The following is an 18,745-nucleotide window of genomic DNA, read 5'->3' on the forward strand; positions in this document are numbered from 1 at the left end:
GCAGGCCATGAAAGATTGGTACCAGACCCACCCGCACCTGTTTCACAAGCGACCATATGATCGTACGGGATGCGACAGCTAGTTGGCTATGAATCTGCACAAGCCAAAGCCACTCCCTTTGAGTCATGCCCTGCGCTTCGTCAATAACCAAAACGACGAACCGCCCACCACCTTGCATGGCAAGAGTCGCAAGTCTCTCAATAAGCATCCTTTGCCGGTCTTCTGGACTTCTAGGGGCTCTATGCAAGTGATGACGGCTCGCCTCAAGAAGATGCGAGCAAAGCCGCCCTATAGTCGCATTTGCTCCCGCATCAATATGACTCCATATCACCATTGGCACAAATCCACGATACCTTTCACTTAACAAGGACTGCAGCCAATTATTAACAGCGCTTGATTTTCCAAATCGAGATGGTCCGTAGACTGTTCCTCCGTCTACTTGATCATCAAGCCATCCAGCTATCTTCACAACCATATCATCGATTGACTGCGTGTATAACGAATATTCTTGCGTGATCAAGGGGTGGTCACGAGGAAGATGGGCTGGAACAAGGGCTTTATTATCCATCACCATATCTTTGCCTTTCTCATGACCGGAGCATTTACCCCATTCTCCTTGCGCTTCTTAGTTTTTACGATCGACGTTGTCGATGGTTCAGTTCTTGCGCTAATGCTTGATTTAACTCTACAAGAACTGCCATCAGTTTCAGCGTCTAAATCCTCAGGTGGCTGATTATATTTTTCACAATATTTATTTTCAGATTCGTAATCCGCCATCCTGTCCGCGTGCTCTCGAAAAACCCTCCTCGCCTCCAAATATGCTGCATGTGCTGGCAGCTTCTTATTTTCCAATCGTTCGCAGAATTTGATAAACTCCTCGACTGCATCACATTCATTTGAAATGTACAGCATTCTTCTTTTGGCCAATCTTCGAATAGAAGATCTTATAAATACTGTGTGAGGGCTAATATTCCATGGAGGTGCGGCCCGAACAACTCCCAAGATAACGCCAGATTCTGTCGAAACCGTCGCAAGCCGAGCGTCATCTTCGTCTTCTAGGGAAAGCCAAAGTCTTTTACCCAAAAGATCTAAGCGCAAAACGATCCACTCAGCGGAATATCTTGCAGATTCAAAATTAAAATATGGTCTGCGCCCGGTCATCTCTCCACCCAAGAGCGTACATAACTTCCGAACGCTACATAGGCTACGGACATCAATTGGATCTGCCCGCCGAAACCTGAGGGGATCCTGCGCATACAACAGGTCCATTTGTTCTAGGGGAGTTCTATAACCTATACCGCCATTGGGTGTGGCGTTGTAATTAGCAATAACAGCATCTAGAAGCTCTTCCGCAAATTCGAGCTGAAAGCACAGCTCATCCGCCTTTTCCTCTGGATTATTTCTAACTTTATCGTGCAGATCATTCCCCGTTGTCACACTCAACCTATGCAAAGTCCTTCCAGCCAGAAGTTCGAAAAACCTCTCGATAAAGGGTCGATCGTCTTTACTTCTACGGACAGAAAAGCTACCGGGATGCATCGGACTAAGTATTTTCCCTCCTACTACGCCTTCGATTTTCGATGTGACTTTCTTGCAGACATTTGCTAAGGCACCATCAACACTGAACTCATTCCAGCAAACTCCTAGGTAGTTCGAATTATGCTCTGATGGAAGAGCTCCATTTATTGGAAGATCCACCAAACCTTTTTTTCTAGGACTAAGTGTGAGTGCTCTTTTTACTGCGCGCAAGACATCTTCTGCCGAGCACTCTCGCCCCATACTTAAATAGTAGCCAAGGATCGCTCGAGATGCGACTTCAATAATTACAACAACCCATAATCTGTTTATTTTTCTATTCTCGAAACCTCCGTGCGGAGAAGGAATTCTGACGACCATTCTTGCATCAAGCTTATGCGCATCGCATTCAACTCGATCAAAAAGTTTAAGTACTGGCCTATCTACGCCATCACCTGCCAGACCTTTCTTTACCGCATCAGGACCACCATATATTTCTAGTGACTTCTTCGCATTACTCTTTATTGTTATATTTATATATTCTAGAATCGAGACGTACCCCAGTTTTTCGGCATTAAATGGCCATTCATTACGCTCCTCTAAGCCAATATTTCGCAACTCATCAATCAACCACTTATAGAGATATAAATTATTTCTACGGATGCCCCTCATCCCTTTAGGTTGCGACAATATTATCTTTACAAACCTATCTTCAAGCCCAACGCATTCAGGACTGCCGAATACCCAGCTCAATGCACCTGACGCACCAGCACCATTTTCTTTTATATTTGGAGGAGTTTTTCTTTTATAAGACTGAATTCGAAAATATGGTATTACACCACGCCAGCCCCAAGGCACGCCATTTTCATCAAGAGCCAAACATCTATCAAATATGATCTTATAAATCTGCTTGATATCTAACCCGGTCTCAGCTCTAATATCTTTCGCGGATAGACCATCAAGATACATGTTAATAGCACGTTTACGGGCCCGGAATTGGGCGCAAACAGGCTCTGACAATGCAGAAATGTCTACTTCAGTCCAAGAAGACACATCTACTGCATCTCCAGTGGTCATGTTGACCCTGGGCTTTCGGACAACGTGAGGTACGACCATACGACCTCCACCACAAGAGGACTTCTGAATCTATCCCATAGTCGCCCACCGCACTAGCTCCATAGCCCGCGTTTGTCCTATGAACGTCAGCTTTACTTAACCCAAAGCACGCGTTCGTTCTGCTGACGTCAGTTTTACTTGATCTCAGTTTTTTATAAATCTTGCCTTGACCGGTCCGCAACCTGCATGAATCCTGGATACTTTGAAGATCTGTACCCATGACGTCAGATTTACTTGTGTAGACGTGAAGACCCCGCATCCTGAGCCTGCGCAAGGGGGCGGCCGGATGCCGTTGCCATCGCCGAACACTGCGGTGCACTGCCTTTGCCGCTATTGCTTTTGATGCTGCACTGCAGCATTCCCGGCAAAGGCGCTGTGCCATGCCGGTCTCCTGTGAAAGCAGTTTTGCCCGCCGCGTTCGCAATGCTCACCGCGCCGCAGGACACCACAGAATCAGACTGGTCCACATTGACGCGGCCCGCCCCTGCTTCCTAGCATCGCCTTCATATTCCTGTGGGCCACCCGGCCCGCAGGCCGCAGCCAGAACATACGGTTCCCCTTGGTTTCGCATGCTCAGCCAGCCCATCCACAGCTTTGCCATGCCACCAGGAAATCCACCATGCTTGACCGCAGACGCTTTGTTCTGACCACCTTGGCCTCCCCGGCGCTGACCGCCTGCGGCGCGGGTGGCGATGTTGCCGCCAACCGCTATGTCCAGACTCCCCTGCTCGCCAGCCATGCGCGCTACGGCGCGCGCTTCACGCAGCCCGGCTTCGTCAACGGCTGGGGCATCGCCATCCGCCCGGCCGGCGCGGGAGGCCATTTCTGGATTGGCGGCGGGGGCACGTCCTGGCAGTTCATCGGTGACGTGGCTCGCTCGGCCGATCCCGGGATGCGCGCCCTGCACCAGGACGGCCTGCGCGAAGTGGCCGTTCCGCGCTCCGATGCCCTGACCGGCGATGACAGTGCCGGCAAAGTCACCGGCGTGGTCTACAACGGTGCGCCCCTGGCCTCGCAGCTGCTGCGGGTCCAGCAGCAGCCTGCCGCCGGACGCCTGCTCGAGGGCTCGGCCCGCTTCGTCTTCGTGACCGACAGCGGCAGCGTCAGCGCCTGGACGGAGCGCGATGCGCAGACGGGCGCCATCGTCCGGGTGGACGGCCCTGCGGTGGAAATGTTCAATGGCGCCGACCAGGGCATGGCTTTCTTCGGGGCAGCCATCCACACGGGCCGCTGGGACCGCGTGTGGATGGCCGACTTCGGCGCCCGGCCCCAGATCCGCACGCTGGACGCGCAGTGGCAACTGGTGCCCACCCAGGGCTTCGCCAACCCGTTCGCATCAGGCGCGGCAGGCGAGGCCCGGCCCGGTGATCCGGTGCCCTTCAACATCCAGGTCGTCAACGACGGCCGCCGCGACCGCGTGTTCGTGCTCTATGCGATCAGCCAGCCCGACCCGGACGATCCCCTGGCGTTCCATGCCGGCGAGGAGGATGCGGTGGACGCAGCCGCAGAAGCGGCCAGCGGCAACCGGCCTGCGCGCGGCAGGCTGGCCGAGTTCGACCTCGACGGCCGCCTGCTGCGCATGTATGAGGACGATGGACGCCTGAATGCGCCCTGGGGCGTGGCCATCGCTCCTGACGGCTTCGGCGCACTGGCGGGGCACCTGCTGGTCGGCAACTTCGGGGGAGCAGGCCGCATCTGTGCATTCGACCTGTCCACGGGCCGCTATGTGGACGATCTGCGCGACGCGCAGCACCGCCCCGTGGCCATCCCCGGCCTGTGGGCCCTGCAGTTCGGCAACGGCGTGGCCCTGGGCGACAGCGACGCGCTCTACTTCGCCGCCGGCCCCGAGGACGAAACCGAGGGCCTGTTCGGCTCGCTGAGGCTTCTGTGACGCTTCATCCTGGCGGTGTCATTGCGCAGACGCCAGGCCTCACACCAGTCCGTGCGAGAGCAGGTAGGTGATGGCATGGGCCACCATGGCCGCCTCCAGGCCATAGCGCCAGAACAGGAAGCCGCCCACGGCGCCGTGGACGACCTCGAACAGCAGCAACTGCAGCACCAGCGCGTCCGACAGGCCGCCCCAGGTGCTCCAGGCAAGGGCCAGCTGCAGCATGCCCCACAGCAGGGCCGACAGCATGACGGACCACCAGCCCAGCGTCCATCCCGGGCGGCGGTCTGTGCGTCCGCTCAGCCGCCACAGCAGCCACATCACCAGCGTCATGCCGCCCAGCCGCATCACCAGCTCGGCCGTGATGCCCGCGTACAGCATCTTGGCGCCCAGCGGCATGGCGTAGACGGGGTCGATCAGGGTCAGGTCGTCGGGCCAGGCCAGGGCCAGGGTCACCAGCCAGGCCGCGCCGACCACGCCACCGGCCAGCCCCGGCAGCGTGAGGTAGCGCACGGCGCGCTGGGGCGAACGCCCGGCCACCCAGGTGGTCAGCAGCGGTGCGGACAGGCCCAGCCGCGGCCCCAGCCACACGCCCACGCCCACGGGCAGGGCCAGCAGCGCGGCCATCACGCCGATGCCGGTGAGCGGCGTGGCCAGCGGCTCCACGGGCAGGCCCAGCATGCGCATCCAGTCGGGCAGCACGAACCAGGCCATGGCCGCCACGCCGGGCAGCCCCAGCAGCCAGAGCACCGTGAAGATGCGCCAGCTCAGCCGGGGCAGTGCGGGTGCGGCATAGGCCGATGGGGCGGGCATGAGAGTGGACACGGGGCCGGTGGTGGGCAGGCTGGCGTTGTCAGTCACGCATCAAGGCTTCTATCTCGTCGGGCTCCACGGGCACGCCGCGCGTGATCAGCTCGCAGCCGGTCTCGGTGACGATGGCATCGTCCTCGATGCGGATGCCGATGTTGTGGAACTGCTCGGGCACGCCGGCCGCAGGGCGCACGTAGATGCCCGGCTCGATGGTGGTGCACATTCCCGGACGCAGGATGCGGCTGGGGCGGTTGGTGATGGTCTCGCCCGACAGCGGGTCCTTGCGCTCGTGCGACTGGCCCAGCTCCGAAGGCTCCACATAGCTGCCGCAGTCATGCACGTCCATGCCCAGCCAGTGGCCGGTGCGGTGCATGTAGAACTGGAAGAAGGCGCGCTGCTCGATCACGTCCTGGGCATTGCCATAGACCTTTTTGTCCAGCAGGCCCAGATCCAGCATGCCCTGCGCCAGCACGGCCACGGTGGCGTCGTGCGGATCGTTGAAGCGCGCGCCGGCCCGCGTGGCCGCCACGGCAGCCTTCTGGCTTTCCAGCACCAGCTCGTAGAGCGCGCGCTGCGGGCCGGTGAAGCGGCCATCGGCGGGGAAGGTGCGCGTGATGTCGCTGGCGTAGCCGTCGAGCTCGCAGCCGGCGTCAATCAGCACCAGTTCGCCCGCGCGCACGGGGGCCTTGTCGGCCTGGTAGTGCAGCACGCAGGCATTGGCGCCGGCGGCCACGATGGAGCCGTAGGCCACGTACTGCGAGCCCTGCTGGCGGAATTCATGCAGCAGCTCGGCATCCAGGTGGTATTCACGCACTTCCTGGCCTGCGCGCAGCATGCGCGCCGAGCGCTGCATGGCGCGGATATGGGCCTGGGCGCTGATGGCGGCGGCGCGGCGCATGATGTCCTGCTCGCGGGCGTCCTTGACCAGGCGCATCTCGTCCAGCAGCGTGCACAGGTCGCCCTGCTCGGACGGGCACAGCGCGCCAAAGCGCACGCGTGCGCGCACCTGGCCCAGCCAGCCTTCCACGCGCACGGCCAGCCCTTCATGCGTGGCGAACGGATACCAGAGGCGGCCCCGGTTCTCCAGCAGGCGGGGCAGGCGCGTATCGATCTCGGCGCTGGAGAACGCCTGGCTCACGCCCAGCGTGGCCACGGCAGCCTCGGGGCCCAGGCGGATGCCGTCCCAGATTTCGCGCTCCAGGTCCTTGGGCTGGCAAAACAGCACGCTGGTGCCATCGGCGGCCAGTACCAGGCAGGCATTGGGCTCGGCAAAGCCGGTCAGGTAATAGAAATAGCTGTCGTGGCGGTACAGATAGCCGGTGTCCCGGTTGCGCTGGCGCTCGGGAGCGGTGGGAATGATGGCGATGCCGCCGGCGCCCAACTGGGCGGCCAAGCGTGCGCGGCGTTGGGCATAAACAGATGTCATGCAGCTATCGTACTGCCGTCCGGGGTTCTCCACAGTCCCCGGAACAGGGGAAGGAGGGGGGCAGCCGGCCGGCGTCAGGTGGACTTCAGCGCAGACACCGTCACTGCCCCAGGGCGCGCCGATTCCAGGGCGCCTTCATCAGCAGGCGCGCCAGTCCGCAAAAGCCGGTGGCACCCGCCACGATCAGACCGCAGCCCACGAAGGCCGAAAGCAGGTGCCACCACGGTGAAACCGTGGCACCGAGCACGGCGCCCAGCAGAGCCAGCCCGCCCGCACCCAGTTGCACCTGGCGCTGCAGCTCCAGCGGCTGGCGGCTGTCTTGCAGCACGGGCAGGCCTTCGGCCTTCCAGGCGTCCAGGCCGCCGTCGAGCACATGGCCGACACAGCCGGGCGGCAAGGCAGCCGCCAGGGCCTGGGCGTTGAGCCGCGTGCGGTTGCCGGAACGGCAGTGAAAGACCACGGCGGCCGGCGCATCGCCCCAGGCCTGGGCGCCCAGGCGCTCCATGGGCATGCTGCGGGCGCCTGCCATGCGTTCGCGCGCATGTTCGTCGGGCGCGCGGATGTCGATGAGCCAGGCGCCTTGCGCCTGCAACTGGCGGGCGGCCTGGGCCGAGATGAGGGGAAGGGACATGGGACGACTCCTGGGGTGGGGGTTTTCAGGGACAGAAGATGCTCTTGAGTGCCGCCACCAGCTTTTGCGCATCGGGATCGGCGATGCGGTAGTACAGGGTCTGCGACTCGCGGCGGTAGGCGACCAGGCCCTCCTCGCGCATGCGCGCCAGATGCTGGGACAGAGCCGACTGGCTCAGCGGGATACGCTCCAGCAGCCCGCCCACCGACAGCTCGCCATGCTCGATCAGCAGGCACAGCACCAGCAGGCGCCTCTCGTTGCCCACGGCGCGCAGCAGGGCGGCGGCGCGCGCCGCACCCTGCTGCAGGAAAGCCTGTTCGGAGGAGAGGATGGGTTGGTTCATGATTAAGAAAAATCTAATTTAGCAAATTCTAATATACTTGCCGGCAGGCTGCACTGGAGCCATCGACAAAGGAGTGCTTTCATGACCTCGCCGCTGCGCATCGCGCCATTCTTCGACGAAGCCACCCATACCGTGACCTACCTGGTCTGGGATGCGAACACGGGCGAGGCCGCCGCCATCGACCCCGTGCTCGACTACGACCATGCCAGCGGCCAGGCCCACACCGGCTCGGCCGATGCCGTGCTGGCCGCCGCGCAGGCCCAGGGCCTGCGCCTGCGCTGGATCCTGGAAACCCATGCGCATGCCGACCACCTCAGCGCGGCCCCGTGCCTGCGCGAGCGCACGGGCGCCCCGATCGCCGTGGGCGAGCACATCCGCGAGGTGCAGCGCATCTTCCGCCCCGTCTTCAACCTGCCCGCGTCCGGCGGCGATCAGCCCTTCGACCGGCTGCTGGCCGACGGCGACAGCCTGCCGCTGGGCGGGCTGCGCATCGAGGTGATGCACACGCCCGGCCATACGCCCGCCTGCGTGTCCTACCGCATCGAGGATGCGGTCTTCGTGGGCGATACGCTGTTCATGCCCGACTACGGCACGGCGCGCGCCGACTTTCCGGGCGGCGATGCGCGCACGCTGTTCCGCTCCATCCAGCGCCTGCTGGCCCTGCCGCCCGCAACACGCCTGTTCATGTGCCATGACTACAAGGCGCCGGGCCGCGACCACCACGCCTGGGAAACCACCGTGGCCGACCAACGTGCCGGCAACGTGCATGTGCACGCGGGCGTGGACGAGGCCAGCTTCGTGGCCATGCGCAACCGGCGCGACGCCACGCTGTCGGCGCCAGCCCTGCTGCTGCCCGCCATCCAGGTCAACATGCACGCAGGCCATTGGCCCGAGGCCGAGGCCAACGGCGTGCACTACCTCAAAATTCCGCTGCGCATGAAGCATCGGCCCCAGGCAGCGGACGCGAAGCAGGCGTAGAGTCGTCCGTTGGCTCCCCCACCCCTCTTGCGACACCCCCAGGACAAAGGACCTTCCATGATCCACAGCGCCCATGCCACCAGCACGGACACCCCCTATCGCGTCACGCTTGGCGACCCCCAAGGCCACAGCTGGCATGTGGACGAGCCCGCGGACAAGGGCGGCGGCGACACGGCGCCCAACCCGCTGCAGCTGCTGCTGTCGGCCCTGGGCGCCTGCACCACGGTCACGCTGCAGATGTATGCGGCGCGCAAGCAGTGGAAGCTGGAGCAGGTGGATGTGCAATTGCGCCTGAACCCCGAAGGCACGCCGGCCAGCGGCAACCTGATCGAACGCCAGATCACCCTGCAAGGCGACCTGGACGACGAACAGCGCCAGCGCCTGCTGCAGGTGGCCGAGGCCTGCCCCGTGCACAAGCTGCTGGCCGGCGAAGTGCGCATCCAGACCGCGCTGCAGCTGCCCGCCTGAGCGAAGGACTGGCCACCATGCAAAAGGCCCTGCGGCAGGTATGCCGCAGGGCCTTCGGAGTGGACGGGGACATGGCCGGCGTCAGGCTTCGCTGACCTCGATCTCCCCCGTATCGACATAGAGTTCGAACTCCCGCTTGGCCAGCGACACGGTGATCGGCTGATCCTCCTGGGTCCAGGACAGCACATAGCTTCCGATGGCCGTGGCCACCTGCACACGGGTGCCACGCGGAATGTCTTCCAATTGGCCATCGCCTACCCGGTGCTGCACATTGCCGGTGACCGTGGCTTCGAATTTCTCGGGGAATCGCTGGACTTCCACGGCGCTCTGGACCGCCTCTTCAGCGGCTTCGGCGTGCGTCTGTACGGATGAATTCATGGCGTTTTCTCCTGTAAGAGTGAGGCCGGCGCCCGCCAAAAGGACGGGCGCCGGGCCGTTCCTCGAATGTAAACAATGTTCCTGAGAATGCGCTGTCAGCGAACAGGCCCAATATCTGCGATCCTGGTTTGCCTGCTGCGCCGAGCTGCACGACACTGGTGGCCTCCCCCACGAACCAGGCCGATCCGCCCATGTCCGACACGTCCCCACCCAACTCCCAGCCCCAGCACCTTCCCACCCGCACCGCCGACGTGGGCGGCATTCCCATTCAGCGCGCCATTCCGCAGCGCGCCCTGCGCAAGGTCGGTGCCTGGTGCTTTCTCGACCACGCCGGCCCCGCCGATCCCGCGCCGCCCGGCATGCAGGTCGGCCCGCATCCCCATATCGGCCTGCAGACCTTCACCTGGATGATCCGCGGCGAAGTGCTGCACCGCGACAGCCTGGGCAACACCCAGATCATCCGGCCCGGACAGGTCAATCTGATGACGGCAGGCCACGGCATCGCCCATTCCGAGGAAAGCCAGACGCCCTCGCACATCCACGCCGCCCAGCTGTGGATTGCGCTGCCCGAATCGCACCGCAACGGTCCGCCTCGCTTCCAGCACTACCCCGAGCTGCCCAGGACCACGGTGGGGGACTTCACGGCCACGGTGCTGGCCGGCGAGGCGCTGGGCCTGACGTCGCCCGCCGAGGTGCACACGCCCCTGATGAGCGTGGATCTGCATGCGGACAGCGCACGCAGCGCCAATGCCGTCGCCACGTTGCCGCTGCGCGCCGATTTCGAGCATGCCGTGCTCAGCCTGGAAGGTGACGTGCGCGTGAACGGCCAGCCGCTGCCGGTGGAGGAATTGCTCTACCTGCCCCTGGGCACGCCCTCGGTCGCCATCGAAGCGGCGCCCGGCAGCCGCCTGCTGGTCATTGGCGGCGAGCCCATGGATGAAGCCATCTTGCTGTGGTGGAACTTCGTGGCGCGCACGGGAGAGGAAATCGCCGAGGCCCGCGCGCAGTGGGAGGCCGAGACCCGGCAGCCCGCCACTGCGGCGCGCCGCTTCGGACCGCCGCTGGCTTCGCCCCTGGCGCCGCTGCATGCGCCTTCGCTGGACGGCGTGGTGCTGCGCGCCTCGCGCTGAAACGCGCCGTACCGCAGCCTTCGCGGCGATCGCCGCCCCAGCAAAAAGGCGCCCCGAAAGGGGCGCCTTGCCGTTGATGTTGCGGGAGTTTCGAGGGTCAGGCCGGGCTGGCCGCATCCACCTCGGTGCCATCTTCCACGCCGCGCACGCTCTCGCGGCCATGCTTGTCCTTGAGCTTGCCCAGATCGGTTTCCACCGCCCGCTTCAGCTTATCGATGGCGGCGTTGAAGGCGTCCTTGACCTTCTCGGCCTCGGCGTTCACGGCGATCGGCGGGCGTCCATTGGCCCGGGTCTCCAGAACGCAGCGCTTGCCGGGAGCCCCCGAAGTCTTGAGCGCATCGACACCCGTGAGGAACACCTCCACGCGCACCACATAGTCCTTCAATCTCGCCAGCTTGGCGTTGATTTCTTCCTGCGCCCATTGCGCCAAGGACTCGCCACCCTGGATCGAATCGTCGGCATGAACCTGAACTTGCATGCATATCCTCCTAGTCGCCAAAAGCCGCACCACCGGCGCGGCGGGGTTGTCGGGGCCATTGATGAACTGGCGAAACCATCGTAACGCCATGCGGGCTGCCTGCACAGCAAGTCGCACCCTGCGTCGTCAGGTTTTTCGCACTGCAGCATCCGCAGTCCCCACCCTGCCTACAGGCTACACCCAGAGGGGCGACGCCGGGTTCAGCGCGCTGAAGAAGCTTGAGATGCCTCAAGACAACTCTTGCATTCACCTACACCTATTTGCGGTGATGGCCCTGCGCCGGTCGCGGGCGTTCAACCCCTTCCTACAGGTCGCAGGCACGATTGGGCTTACAACGTGACCATCAGGACTTTCCCCTTGCCCACCACCCCATGAGCCCACTTGCCTCACGCCGCCTCAAGATCGGCCTTTCGGCCTGTTTCTCCCATGCGGACCCGCAGCGTCCGCTTTTCACGGGCAAGACGCTGCAGTACGTGGAGCAATCGATAGCGCACTGGATCATGTCGGCCGGCGCCATGGTGGTGATGGTGCCCTGCCCCACAGGCGAGACCGCACGCGGCGACGTGACGCTGGAGCACTATGCCGAGTGGCTGGATGGGGTGGTCATGCATGGCGGCGCCGACGTCTGGCCCGGCAGCTATGGCGAGGAACCCATGCGCCCCGAATGGCTGGGCGACCGCGTGCGCGACCTCTACGACCTGGCCGTGGTCGAGGCGTTTTCCCAGGCCGGCAAGCCCATCTTCGGCGTCTGCCGCGGTCTGCAACTGATCAACGTGGCCTTCGGCGGAACGCTCTACCAGGACATCGAGACCCAGGTGCCCGGCTCGCAGCTGCACCGCAATCCCACCGAGTACGACCGCCACTACCACGACATCGCCATCGTGCCCGGCAGCCGGCTGGAGGCGCTGTATCCCACGCTGGACCGCGCACGCGTCAACAGCATCCACCACCAGGGCATCAAGGACGTGGCGCCCGAGTTCGATGTGGAGGCCTGGAGCCTGCCCGACCGCATTCCCGAGGCCATCTTCCGCAAGCCCGGCACGCTCAAGAGCTACATCGCGGCCACGCAGTGGCACCCCGAATTCCAGTTCCGCAACCCCGACACCAGCACGCTGGATGACAGCGTGCTGCTGCGCGACTTCCTGGCCGCCTGCTCACGCGCCCGCGTGAGCCCGGCCGTGAGCCACAGCCCCTTCCAGATCCGCAACCGCGCCGCGCGCCTGCTGCGCCGCGCCTTGCTTCGCAGGCATTGACGGCTCGGCGCCGCCAAGCGCCTGCGCCACCACTTGCTGCAACTGCCCGCGCAGCCACGCATGGGCGGGATCGGCCTGGTGGCGCGCGTGCCAGATCATGAACATGGGCAGCGGCGGGCAGTCCACGGGCACCGCAACGCTGGCCAGCGATGACAGGGCCGTGCGGCCCAGCAGCGATGGCGCCGTCGCCAGCAGCGGCGTGCCGCGCACAAAGGCGGCCAGCGCCGCAAAGCCCGGCACGCGCACGGCAAAGCGGCGCTCCAGCCCGCGCGCCTGCAGTTGCAGGTCCAGGTCCAGCGCCTGGCGGTCGGCATAGGCCACGGTGGCGTGGTCGGCGTGCAGATAGTCGGCCAGGCTGGCCGGCGGCTGTCGCACGGCGCTGTCATGGAAGACTGCGTACTCATCGCTGAACAGGCGCTTTTGCACGATGTCCGTGGCATCGGGCGGGCGCGGGCTGATGGCCAGCAGGCAGGCATCCGAGCGCAGCAGTTCGGCATCCGGCGCGCCGCTGTCGATCACGCGCAGCACCGTCCCGGGCGCGGATGAGCGCAGGCGCCGGGCCAGCGCGGGCAGCAGCAGTTCGCGCTGCAGGTCGTTGGCGGCAATGGTGATCTCGGCACGCCAGTGCGCGGGGTCAAAGCTGGGCCCCTGGCCGAACTGCTGCATCTGCCGCAGCAGCTCGCGCGCCGGGTCCTGCAGCGCCAGCGCATGGGCCGTGGGCGCAATGCCCCGCCCCTGCCGCACGAACAATCGGTCGCCCGTGATGGCGCGCAGCTTGTCCAGCAGATGGCTGACGGCCGATTGCGTCACGCCCAGGCGCTGCGCCGCCGCCGTGACGCTGCCGGTCTCCAGCACGGCCAGCAGCAGTTGCAGCAGCCTGCCATCGAGCTGCGATCCATCGATTTGTCTCATGCATTCCATGATTGGCCGCCGCTTTATCTTTGGCAACGCGCGCCGGACACTGCCGCTGATCCAACGCAAATACCGGAGACAAAACATGGCCGATCAGCCGCAGATTCCCGGCACCACCCTGTTCGACGGCAGGCAGGCCCGCAAGGGCTATGCGCTCAACAGCATGTGCTTTTCCTTCAACGAGCTGGCCAACCGCCAGGCCTTCCTGGCCGACGAGGAGGCCTATATGCGCAGCTACGGGCTGAACCAGGAGCAGGCCGAGGCCGTGCGCGCGCGCAACGTGCTGCAGATGATCGCGGCCGGCGGCAACGCCTACTACCTGGCCAAGCTGGCCGGCATCTTCCACCTGGACATGCAGGACATAGGCGCCCAGCAGACCGGCATGACCAAGGCCGAATTCCAGGCCCTGCTGCGCTCGCACGCCTGAGCCCCGCCACAGACCATACGCAAGACACAGTACAGGAGACACCCACCATGGCACATCTCATCGGCGGCCTCGGCACCTCGCACATTCCCGCCATCGGCAACGCCATCCACAAGGGCCTGCAGAACGAGCCCTACTGGAAGCCCTTCTTCGACGGCTTCCCGCCCATCCGCGAATGGCTGGCCGCCCAGCGCCCCGACGTGGTGGTGATGTTCTACAACGACCACGGCCTGAACTTCTTCCTCGACAAGATGCCCACCTTCGCCGTGGGCGCGGCCGAGCGCTACTGCAACGCCGACGAAGGCTGGGGCATTCCCACGCTGGCACCGCTGCGCGGCCACGCGGAGCTGTCATGGCACCTGATCGAGTCCCTGGTGGGCGAGGACTTCGATGTGGTCAGCTGCCAGGAGATGCTGGTGGACCATGCCTGCACGCTGCCGCTCAAGCTGTTCTGGCCCGAGGGCGACTGCCCGGTGGCCGTCGTGCCGGTGTGCATCAATACCGTGCAGTTCCCGCTGCCCTCGGCGCGCCGCTGCTATGCGCTGGGCCAGGCCGTGGGCCGGGCGATTGCGCGCTGGAACAGCGACCAGCGCGTGGCCGTCATTGCCTCAGGGGGCCTGTCGCACCAGCTCGATGGCGAGCGCGCGGGCTTCATCAACAAGGCCTTCGACCTGCAGTTCCTTGAAAGCATGGCCACCAATCCCGAATGGGCCACGCAGTTCAGCGTGCATGAACTCGTGGAAAAGACCGGCACCCAGGGCGTGGAACTGCTGATGTGGCTGGCCATGCGCGGCGCCCTGTCCGCGGCTGCGCCCGGCGTGCGCCGCGTGCACGGCAACTACCACATACCGATCTCCAACACCGCCACGGCGCTGCTGGCGCTGGAGGCGGTCTAGTCGGAAACACAAAGGCCGCCGGGCATGCCAGGCGGCCTTTGTGCTCTGCGGGGCCGTGCGGACCGGGTGTACCCGGCCCTGCCTCTCAATGGTGGTGGCCGTGGCCGCCGTGCACGTGGCGGTGCTCGATTTCCTCGGGCTTGGCCGCGCGCACTTCGGTGACCTTGCAGGCAAAGTGCAGCGCCATGCCGGCCAGCGGGTGGTTGCCGTCCAGCAGCACCACGGGGCCCTTGATCTTGACCACGTGGTAGATCTGGGGCTGGCCCTGGTCATCCGTGCCGCGCAGCTGGCCGCCGACCTTCACGCCGGGTGGGAACTCGCCCTTGGGGATGGTGCGGGTCAGGCTCTCGTCGCGCGCGCCGAAGGCGTCTTCCACGGCCAGGTCCACGGTCAGCGTGTCGCCCACGGCCTTGCCGTCCAGGGCGGCTTCCACCTTGGCGAAGATGTTGTCGTAGCCGCCATGCAGATAGGCCACGTCGCCCTTGTCGAGCAGCTTGCCCAGCTTGTCGGTGATCTTGTAGTTGATGGTGACGGCGGTGTCTTTGGTGATGTTCATGGCAAAGGCCTTGGAAAACCGCAGCGCAAAAGGCGCGCCGCGCAAAGCCGCCATTGTCGGCGACCTGGGGCATTCCAGCGTCGGGACCGGGGGTTCACCGGCTGCCCAGCCTCAGCCCAGGCACTCGCGCGCGCATTCGAGCAGGCTGCGCGCCCAGCGCGCGCGGGCCGAGGTGTTCAGCCACAGCAGGCCGACCTTGCGCGCATCGGCAGGCCGGGGGCCCTCGCCGCCGGCCTGATCGGGCAGCGCCAGCACGCGCACGTCGCGGCCCTGGGAGAGCACGGGGCCGATGTCGGGCACCAGGCCCACGCCCAGCCCCTGGTCCACCATCATGGCCACGGCCAGCACCGAGTTCAGCTCCATGCGCTCCAGCGGCGCAATGCCCTGGGCGCGCAGGTAGCGGTCGGCCAGCCGGCCACCGGCCAGGGAGCGGTCGTAGCGCACCAGAGGCCGGGTGCGCAGCAGGGCCAGCGGGTCCTGCTGCGCATCCCGGGCGCGGCACAGCACGACCAAAGGCTCCTGGCGCAGCTCGGCCCAGCACACGGTCTTGGGCAGGTCGAATGAGGGTTGCAGGCAGATCAGCACGTCCAGCTCGGACTGGACCAGGGCCGTGTACAGCTCGGGCGTGAGGCCGGCACGCACGCTGATGCGCACCTCGGCGTGGCGCGCCACGAAGGCCCGCATCACGGCGGGCACAAAGCCGTGCAGCGCCGTGTTCACGGTGCCCAGCCGCAGCTCGCCGCCGTCCGCGTCGGAGGCCACCCACTCGCGCAGGCCCTCGAAGTCCTGCAGCAGCTGGCGGCCACGCTCGAACAGCCGCTCGCCCGCCTCGGTGGCGCGCACGCTGCGGCCATGGCGCACCAGCAACGGCGCACCCAGCTCGCCCTCCAGCACGCGCATTTGCTGGGCAATGGCCGAGGGGCTCAGGTCCAGCTGGCGAGCGGCTTCGGACATGGAGCCGGTGTCCACCACTCTCAAGAAATTGTGTATGTATCTCACGTCCATTTCACACATTTTCTTGAATCACAACGCAGATGCAACTGCTGTTTTCCCAGGCTGCGTTGCACCACACTGCGTGACAACGACTATTTCAGGAGACAGACGCATGGATTCCCGGCCCACCGCTCAAACCGCTCAAGCCTCTCAGACCTCTTTGCCGCGCCGGATGTGGCTGTCCACCGCCGCCGCCGCGCTGGCCGCCTGTGCGCTGCCGGCCTGGGCCCAAAAGCGCGGCAGCCGCCTGGTGGTGCCGTTTGCGCCGGGCGGCGGCAACGATGTGTTCGCGCGGCAGATGGCGCATGGCCTCAACGAGTCCTTCGGCTACGGGATGATCGTGGAGAACAAGGCCGGCGCGGGCGGCAATCTTGGCACGGAAGCCGTGGTGCGTGCGGCCGGCGACGGCAGCACCTGGCTGCTGGGCCATACGGGCACGGTGTCCATCAATCCCTCGCTGTATCCGGGCCTCAAGTTCAATGCGGCCACCGATCTGCAGCCGGTGGCCATGTTCGCCTCGTCGGCCCTGCTGCTGGTGGTGCCGGCTTCCTCGCCCGTGCGCAGCGTGGCCGATCTGGCCGAGCAGATGCGCAAGCGCAGCGGCGAGATGAACTACGCCTCCAGCGGCTCGGGCACGGGCGGCCACCTGACGGGCGAGATGTTCGCCCACGCGCTGGGCGCCAAGGCCATCCACGTGCCGTACAAGGGCACGGCCCCGTCGCTGACCGACCTGGTGGGCGGCAATGTGGACTTCAGCTTTGGCGTGATTCCCGCGGCCATGGCCCTGGTGAAGGCCGGCAAGCTGCGCGCCCTGGCCGTGACTGGCGCCAAACGCCAGCCCCAGCTGCCCGACGTGCCCACGGTGGCCGAGTCCGGCGTGCGTGCGCTGGCCGACTTCGAGAGCTCGCTGACCTACGGCATCCTCGCGCCCAAGGGCACGCCCGCCGAGACGGTGCGCGCGCTGGGGCGCGACGTCCTCAAGGTGGCGTCTGCCGAGTCCTTCCAGTCGCGCCTGGGCATCGAGGGCGCCGTGCCGCTGCTGGGCGATGGCGCGCAGTACGCGGCCCGCATCCAGGTGGAGAGCGCCAAGTGGGCCGCCGTGATCAAGGCCTCGGGCGCCACGGCCTGAGACCGGCAAGGACAGCATGTCATTGGTGAAGGACTATCTGGGCCCGGCCGACAGCGGCCACTGGTTTGCAGACGCGCGCTGGCTGGACGCGCTACTGCGCTTCGAGAGCGCGCTGGCCCAGGCCCAGGCCGACTGCGGCCTGGTGCCGCGCCCGGCCGCCGAGGCCATTGCGCGCGCCTGCGCGCAGGCGCCGCTCACGTGCGAAGGCGTGGTGGAGCAGGCACGCGCCAGCGGCGCGCTGGGCCTGGCCGTGGTGCGGCCGCTGCAGCAGTGGCTGCAGGCCCACGCCCCGGAAGGCCTGCCCTGGCTGCACTGGGGCGCGACCACGCAGGACGCCGTGGACACGGCGCAGGCCCTGCTCACGCAGCAGGCCCTGCAGGCGCTGCTGGCCGAGCTGGACGCGCTGCAGTGCGCACTGCAGGCCCTGGCCCGCACGCACGCGGCCACGCCCATGCTGGCGCGCAGCCTGCTGCAGCCCGCGCAGATCACCAGCTTCGGATTCAAGTGCGCGCAGTCGGCTGCCGCCGTGGGCCGCAGCATCGAACAGTTTGAAAGGCTTGCCACCGCTGCGCTGTGCGTGCAATTGGGCGGCGCCGTGGGCAATGGCGCCGTGCTGGGAAGCCACCGTGCCGAGGTGGAGCAGGCACTGGCCCGGCGCCTGGGCCTGTCGGCCTGCGACCGCAGCTGGCATACGCAGCGCGACGACTGGATGCGCCTGGCCATGGAAGCGGCTGTGTGCGGCGGCAGCCTGGCCAAGCTGGCCCGGGACTGGTCGCTGATGGCGCAGTACGAGGTGGGCGAGATCGCCGAGGCGCCGCGCGGCAGCACCTCCAGCGCCATGCCGCACAAGCGCAATCCCGTGCACCTGATGCAGGCGGTGGCACAGGCCCAGGCCATCCCCCAACTCGCGGCCCTGCTGCTGGGCTGCATGGCCCAGGCCCATGAACGCGCGCTGGGCGAGTGGCAGGCCGAGGTCGCGCACTGGCCCGACCTGTGGCGCCATGTGCATGGCGCCGCCGCCGCATTGCGCCAGGCCGCCCAGTCGCTGCAGGTGCATCCGCAGCGCATGCTGGGCCATGTGCGGGGCCTGCACGGACTGGTGTTTTCAGAGGCCTGCGTGCACGCCATGGCGCCCTGGACGGGCAAGCCCGAGGCCCTGGCCGCCGTGGAGCTGCTGGCCCCGCAGGCGCTGGAGCAGGGGCGCGAGCTGCGCCTGCTGCTGGCCGAATGGGCCGCGCCCCGGCTGGACGCAGCAGCCCTGCAAGCGCTGCAAGATGCGCTGGCCCGGGCCTGCGACCCGGCCCGCGCCGTGCAGGCATCGCATGATGCGTGCCTGGCGCTGCTGGCAGCGCCGCAGACCCACGCCAACGCCAACGCCAACGCCAATGCCCATGCCCATGCCCATGCCCATGCTTGACACA

The 18,745-nt window shown here is 65.4% G+C and carries 19 protein-coding genes and 1 pseudogene; 9 read left to right on the plus strand and 11 right to left on the minus strand.

The genetic code is table 11. From position 1 onward, the window contains the following. Positions 1-145: 145 nt before the first annotated feature. Together PO605_RS24875 and PO605_RS24880 are read right to left on the minus strand one after the other, a co-directional pair. A pseudogene (locus tag PO605_RS24875) lies at positions 146-574 on the minus strand (hypothetical protein); the annotation flags it as partial. Beyond that, the gene (locus PO605_RS24880) at positions 568-2,631 is read right to left on the minus strand and encodes a hypothetical protein (RefSeq protein WP_133074171.1); all 2,064 of its coding nucleotides are present in this window, start codon (positions 2,629-2,631) and stop codon (positions 568-570) included. The pseudogene PO605_RS24875 and the gene PO605_RS24880, both read right to left, overlap by 7 nt. Before the next feature lie 619 nt (positions 2,632-3,250). Between PO605_RS24880 and PO605_RS24885 the strand changes: the two genes are divergently transcribed. Then, complete coding sequence (locus PO605_RS24885; protein WP_047473439.1) at positions 3,251-4,522, plus strand: TIGR03118 family protein; 1,272 nt, start codon at positions 3,251-3,253, stop codon at positions 4,520-4,522. A gap of 39 nt (positions 4,523-4,561) precedes the next feature. Here the strand turns inward: PO605_RS24885 and PO605_RS24890 are convergent, their stop codons facing one another. The 4 genes from PO605_RS24890 to PO605_RS24905 all read right to left on the minus strand — a co-directional run bounded on the left by PO605_RS24890 (position 4,562) and on the right by PO605_RS24905 (position 7,729). Continuing rightward, positions 4,562-5,380: a hypothetical protein gene (locus tag PO605_RS24890; RefSeq protein ID WP_047217866.1), complete on the minus strand. Its 819-nt coding sequence runs from the start codon at positions 5,378-5,380 to the stop codon at positions 4,562-4,564. Further along, the gene (locus PO605_RS24895; protein WP_047473440.1) at positions 5,373-6,755 is read right to left on the minus strand and encodes an aminopeptidase P N-terminal domain-containing protein; all 1,383 of its coding nucleotides are present in this window, start codon (positions 6,753-6,755) and stop codon (positions 5,373-5,375) included. Before PO605_RS24895 ends, PO605_RS24890 begins: the two co-directional genes overlap by 8 nt. Before the next feature lie 100 nt (positions 6,756-6,855). Beyond that, positions 6,856-7,386, minus strand: a complete 531-nt coding sequence (locus tag PO605_RS24900; RefSeq protein WP_047473442.1) for a rhodanese family protein — start codon at positions 7,384-7,386, stop codon at positions 6,856-6,858. A 25-nt stretch (positions 7,387-7,411) separates the two neighbouring features. Then, positions 7,412-7,729 (minus strand): ArsR/SmtB family transcription factor, encoded by a 318-nt coding sequence (locus PO605_RS24905; protein ID WP_017404646.1) that lies wholly within the window; start codon positions 7,727-7,729, stop codon positions 7,412-7,414. 81 nt (positions 7,730-7,810) lie between these two features. Between PO605_RS24905 and PO605_RS24910 the strand changes: the two genes are divergently transcribed. Next, positions 7,811-8,707 (plus strand): MBL fold metallo-hydrolase, encoded by an 897-nt coding sequence (locus PO605_RS24910; protein WP_047473444.1) that lies wholly within the window; start codon positions 7,811-7,813, stop codon positions 8,705-8,707. A gap of 57 nt (positions 8,708-8,764) precedes the next feature. Beyond that, entirely contained in the window at positions 8,765-9,175 is a 411-nt protein-coding gene (locus PO605_RS24915) for an OsmC family protein (RefSeq protein ID WP_047473446.1), read from the plus strand. Positions 9,176-9,256: 81 nt separating this feature from the next. Here PO605_RS24915 and PO605_RS24920 read toward each other — a convergent pair whose 3' ends face one another. Continuing rightward, positions 9,257-9,553: a hypothetical protein gene (locus PO605_RS24920; protein WP_272207042.1), complete on the minus strand. Its 297-nt coding sequence runs from the start codon at positions 9,551-9,553 to the stop codon at positions 9,257-9,259. 191 nt (positions 9,554-9,744) lie between these two features. On the opposite strand from PO605_RS24920, the gene PO605_RS24925 reads away from it, so the two are divergent. Beyond that, on the plus strand, positions 9,745-10,683 hold the full coding sequence (locus PO605_RS24925) for a pirin family protein (protein WP_016452068.1): 939 nt from the start codon (positions 9,745-9,747) through the stop codon (positions 10,681-10,683). Positions 10,684-10,780: 97 nt separating this feature from the next. On the opposite strand, the gene PO605_RS24930 is transcribed toward PO605_RS24925, so the two are convergent. Further along, complete coding sequence (locus PO605_RS24930; protein ID WP_016449850.1) at positions 10,781-11,161, minus strand: HPF/RaiA family ribosome-associated protein; 381 nt, start codon at positions 11,159-11,161, stop codon at positions 10,781-10,783. A gap of 371 nt (positions 11,162-11,532) precedes the next feature. On the opposite strand from PO605_RS24930, the gene PO605_RS24935 reads away from it, so the two are divergent. After that, positions 11,533-12,414, plus strand: a complete 882-nt coding sequence (locus PO605_RS24935) for a gamma-glutamyl-gamma-aminobutyrate hydrolase family protein (RefSeq protein ID WP_012202849.1) — start codon at positions 11,533-11,535, stop codon at positions 12,412-12,414. Here the strand turns inward: PO605_RS24935 and PO605_RS24940 are convergent. After that, positions 12,316-13,335, minus strand: coding sequence for a LysR family transcriptional regulator (locus tag PO605_RS24940; RefSeq protein WP_047474106.1), 1,020 nt, complete (start codon positions 13,333-13,335; stop codon positions 12,316-12,318). The genes PO605_RS24935 and PO605_RS24940 overlap by 99 nt on opposite strands. A 76-nt stretch (positions 13,336-13,411) precedes the next feature. Here PO605_RS24940 and PO605_RS24945 point away from each other — a divergent pair, with 76 nt between their 5' ends. Then, entirely contained in the window at positions 13,412-13,753 is a 342-nt protein-coding gene (locus PO605_RS24945; RefSeq protein WP_016449852.1) for a protocatechuate 4,5-dioxygenase subunit alpha, read from the plus strand. Between the two features lie 47 nt (positions 13,754-13,800). Further along, positions 13,801-14,646 carry a class III extradiol dioxygenase family protein gene (locus PO605_RS24950; protein ID WP_047474107.1) on the plus strand — a complete coding sequence of 282 codons (846 nt, stop codon included), beginning with the start codon at positions 13,801-13,803 and terminating at the stop codon, positions 14,644-14,646. An 85-nt stretch (positions 14,647-14,731) separates the two neighbouring features. Here PO605_RS24950 and PO605_RS24955 read toward each other — a convergent pair whose 3' ends face one another. Together PO605_RS24955 and PO605_RS24960 are read right to left on the minus strand one after the other, a co-directional pair. Then, positions 14,732-15,202: an FKBP-type peptidyl-prolyl cis-trans isomerase gene (locus PO605_RS24955; RefSeq protein ID WP_034399899.1), complete on the minus strand. Its 471-nt coding sequence runs from the start codon at positions 15,200-15,202 to the stop codon at positions 14,732-14,734. A 111-nt stretch (positions 15,203-15,313) separates the two neighbouring features. After that, positions 15,314-16,207 carry a LysR family transcriptional regulator gene (locus PO605_RS24960; protein ID WP_047326367.1) on the minus strand — a complete coding sequence of 298 codons (894 nt, stop codon included), beginning with the start codon at positions 16,205-16,207 and terminating at the stop codon, positions 15,314-15,316. A 100-nt stretch (positions 16,208-16,307) separates the two neighbouring features. On the opposite strand from PO605_RS24960, the gene PO605_RS24965 reads away from it, so the two are divergent. Continuing rightward, positions 16,308-17,324 carry a Bug family tripartite tricarboxylate transporter substrate binding protein gene (locus PO605_RS24965; protein ID WP_047472830.1) on the plus strand — a complete coding sequence of 339 codons (1,017 nt, stop codon included), beginning with the start codon at positions 16,308-16,310 and terminating at the stop codon, positions 17,322-17,324. 16 nt (positions 17,325-17,340) lie between these two features. Continuing rightward, complete coding sequence (locus PO605_RS24970) at positions 17,341-18,741, plus strand: lyase family protein (RefSeq protein ID WP_272207043.1); 1,401 nt, start codon at positions 17,341-17,343, stop codon at positions 18,739-18,741. The last annotated feature ends 4 nt before the right edge of the window (positions 18,742-18,745 follow it).

It is taken from the genome of Delftia sp. DT-2 (genome assembly GCF_028401915.1).
GTDB lineage: Bacteria > Pseudomonadota > Gammaproteobacteria > Burkholderiales > Burkholderiaceae_C > Comamonas > Comamonas tsuruhatensis.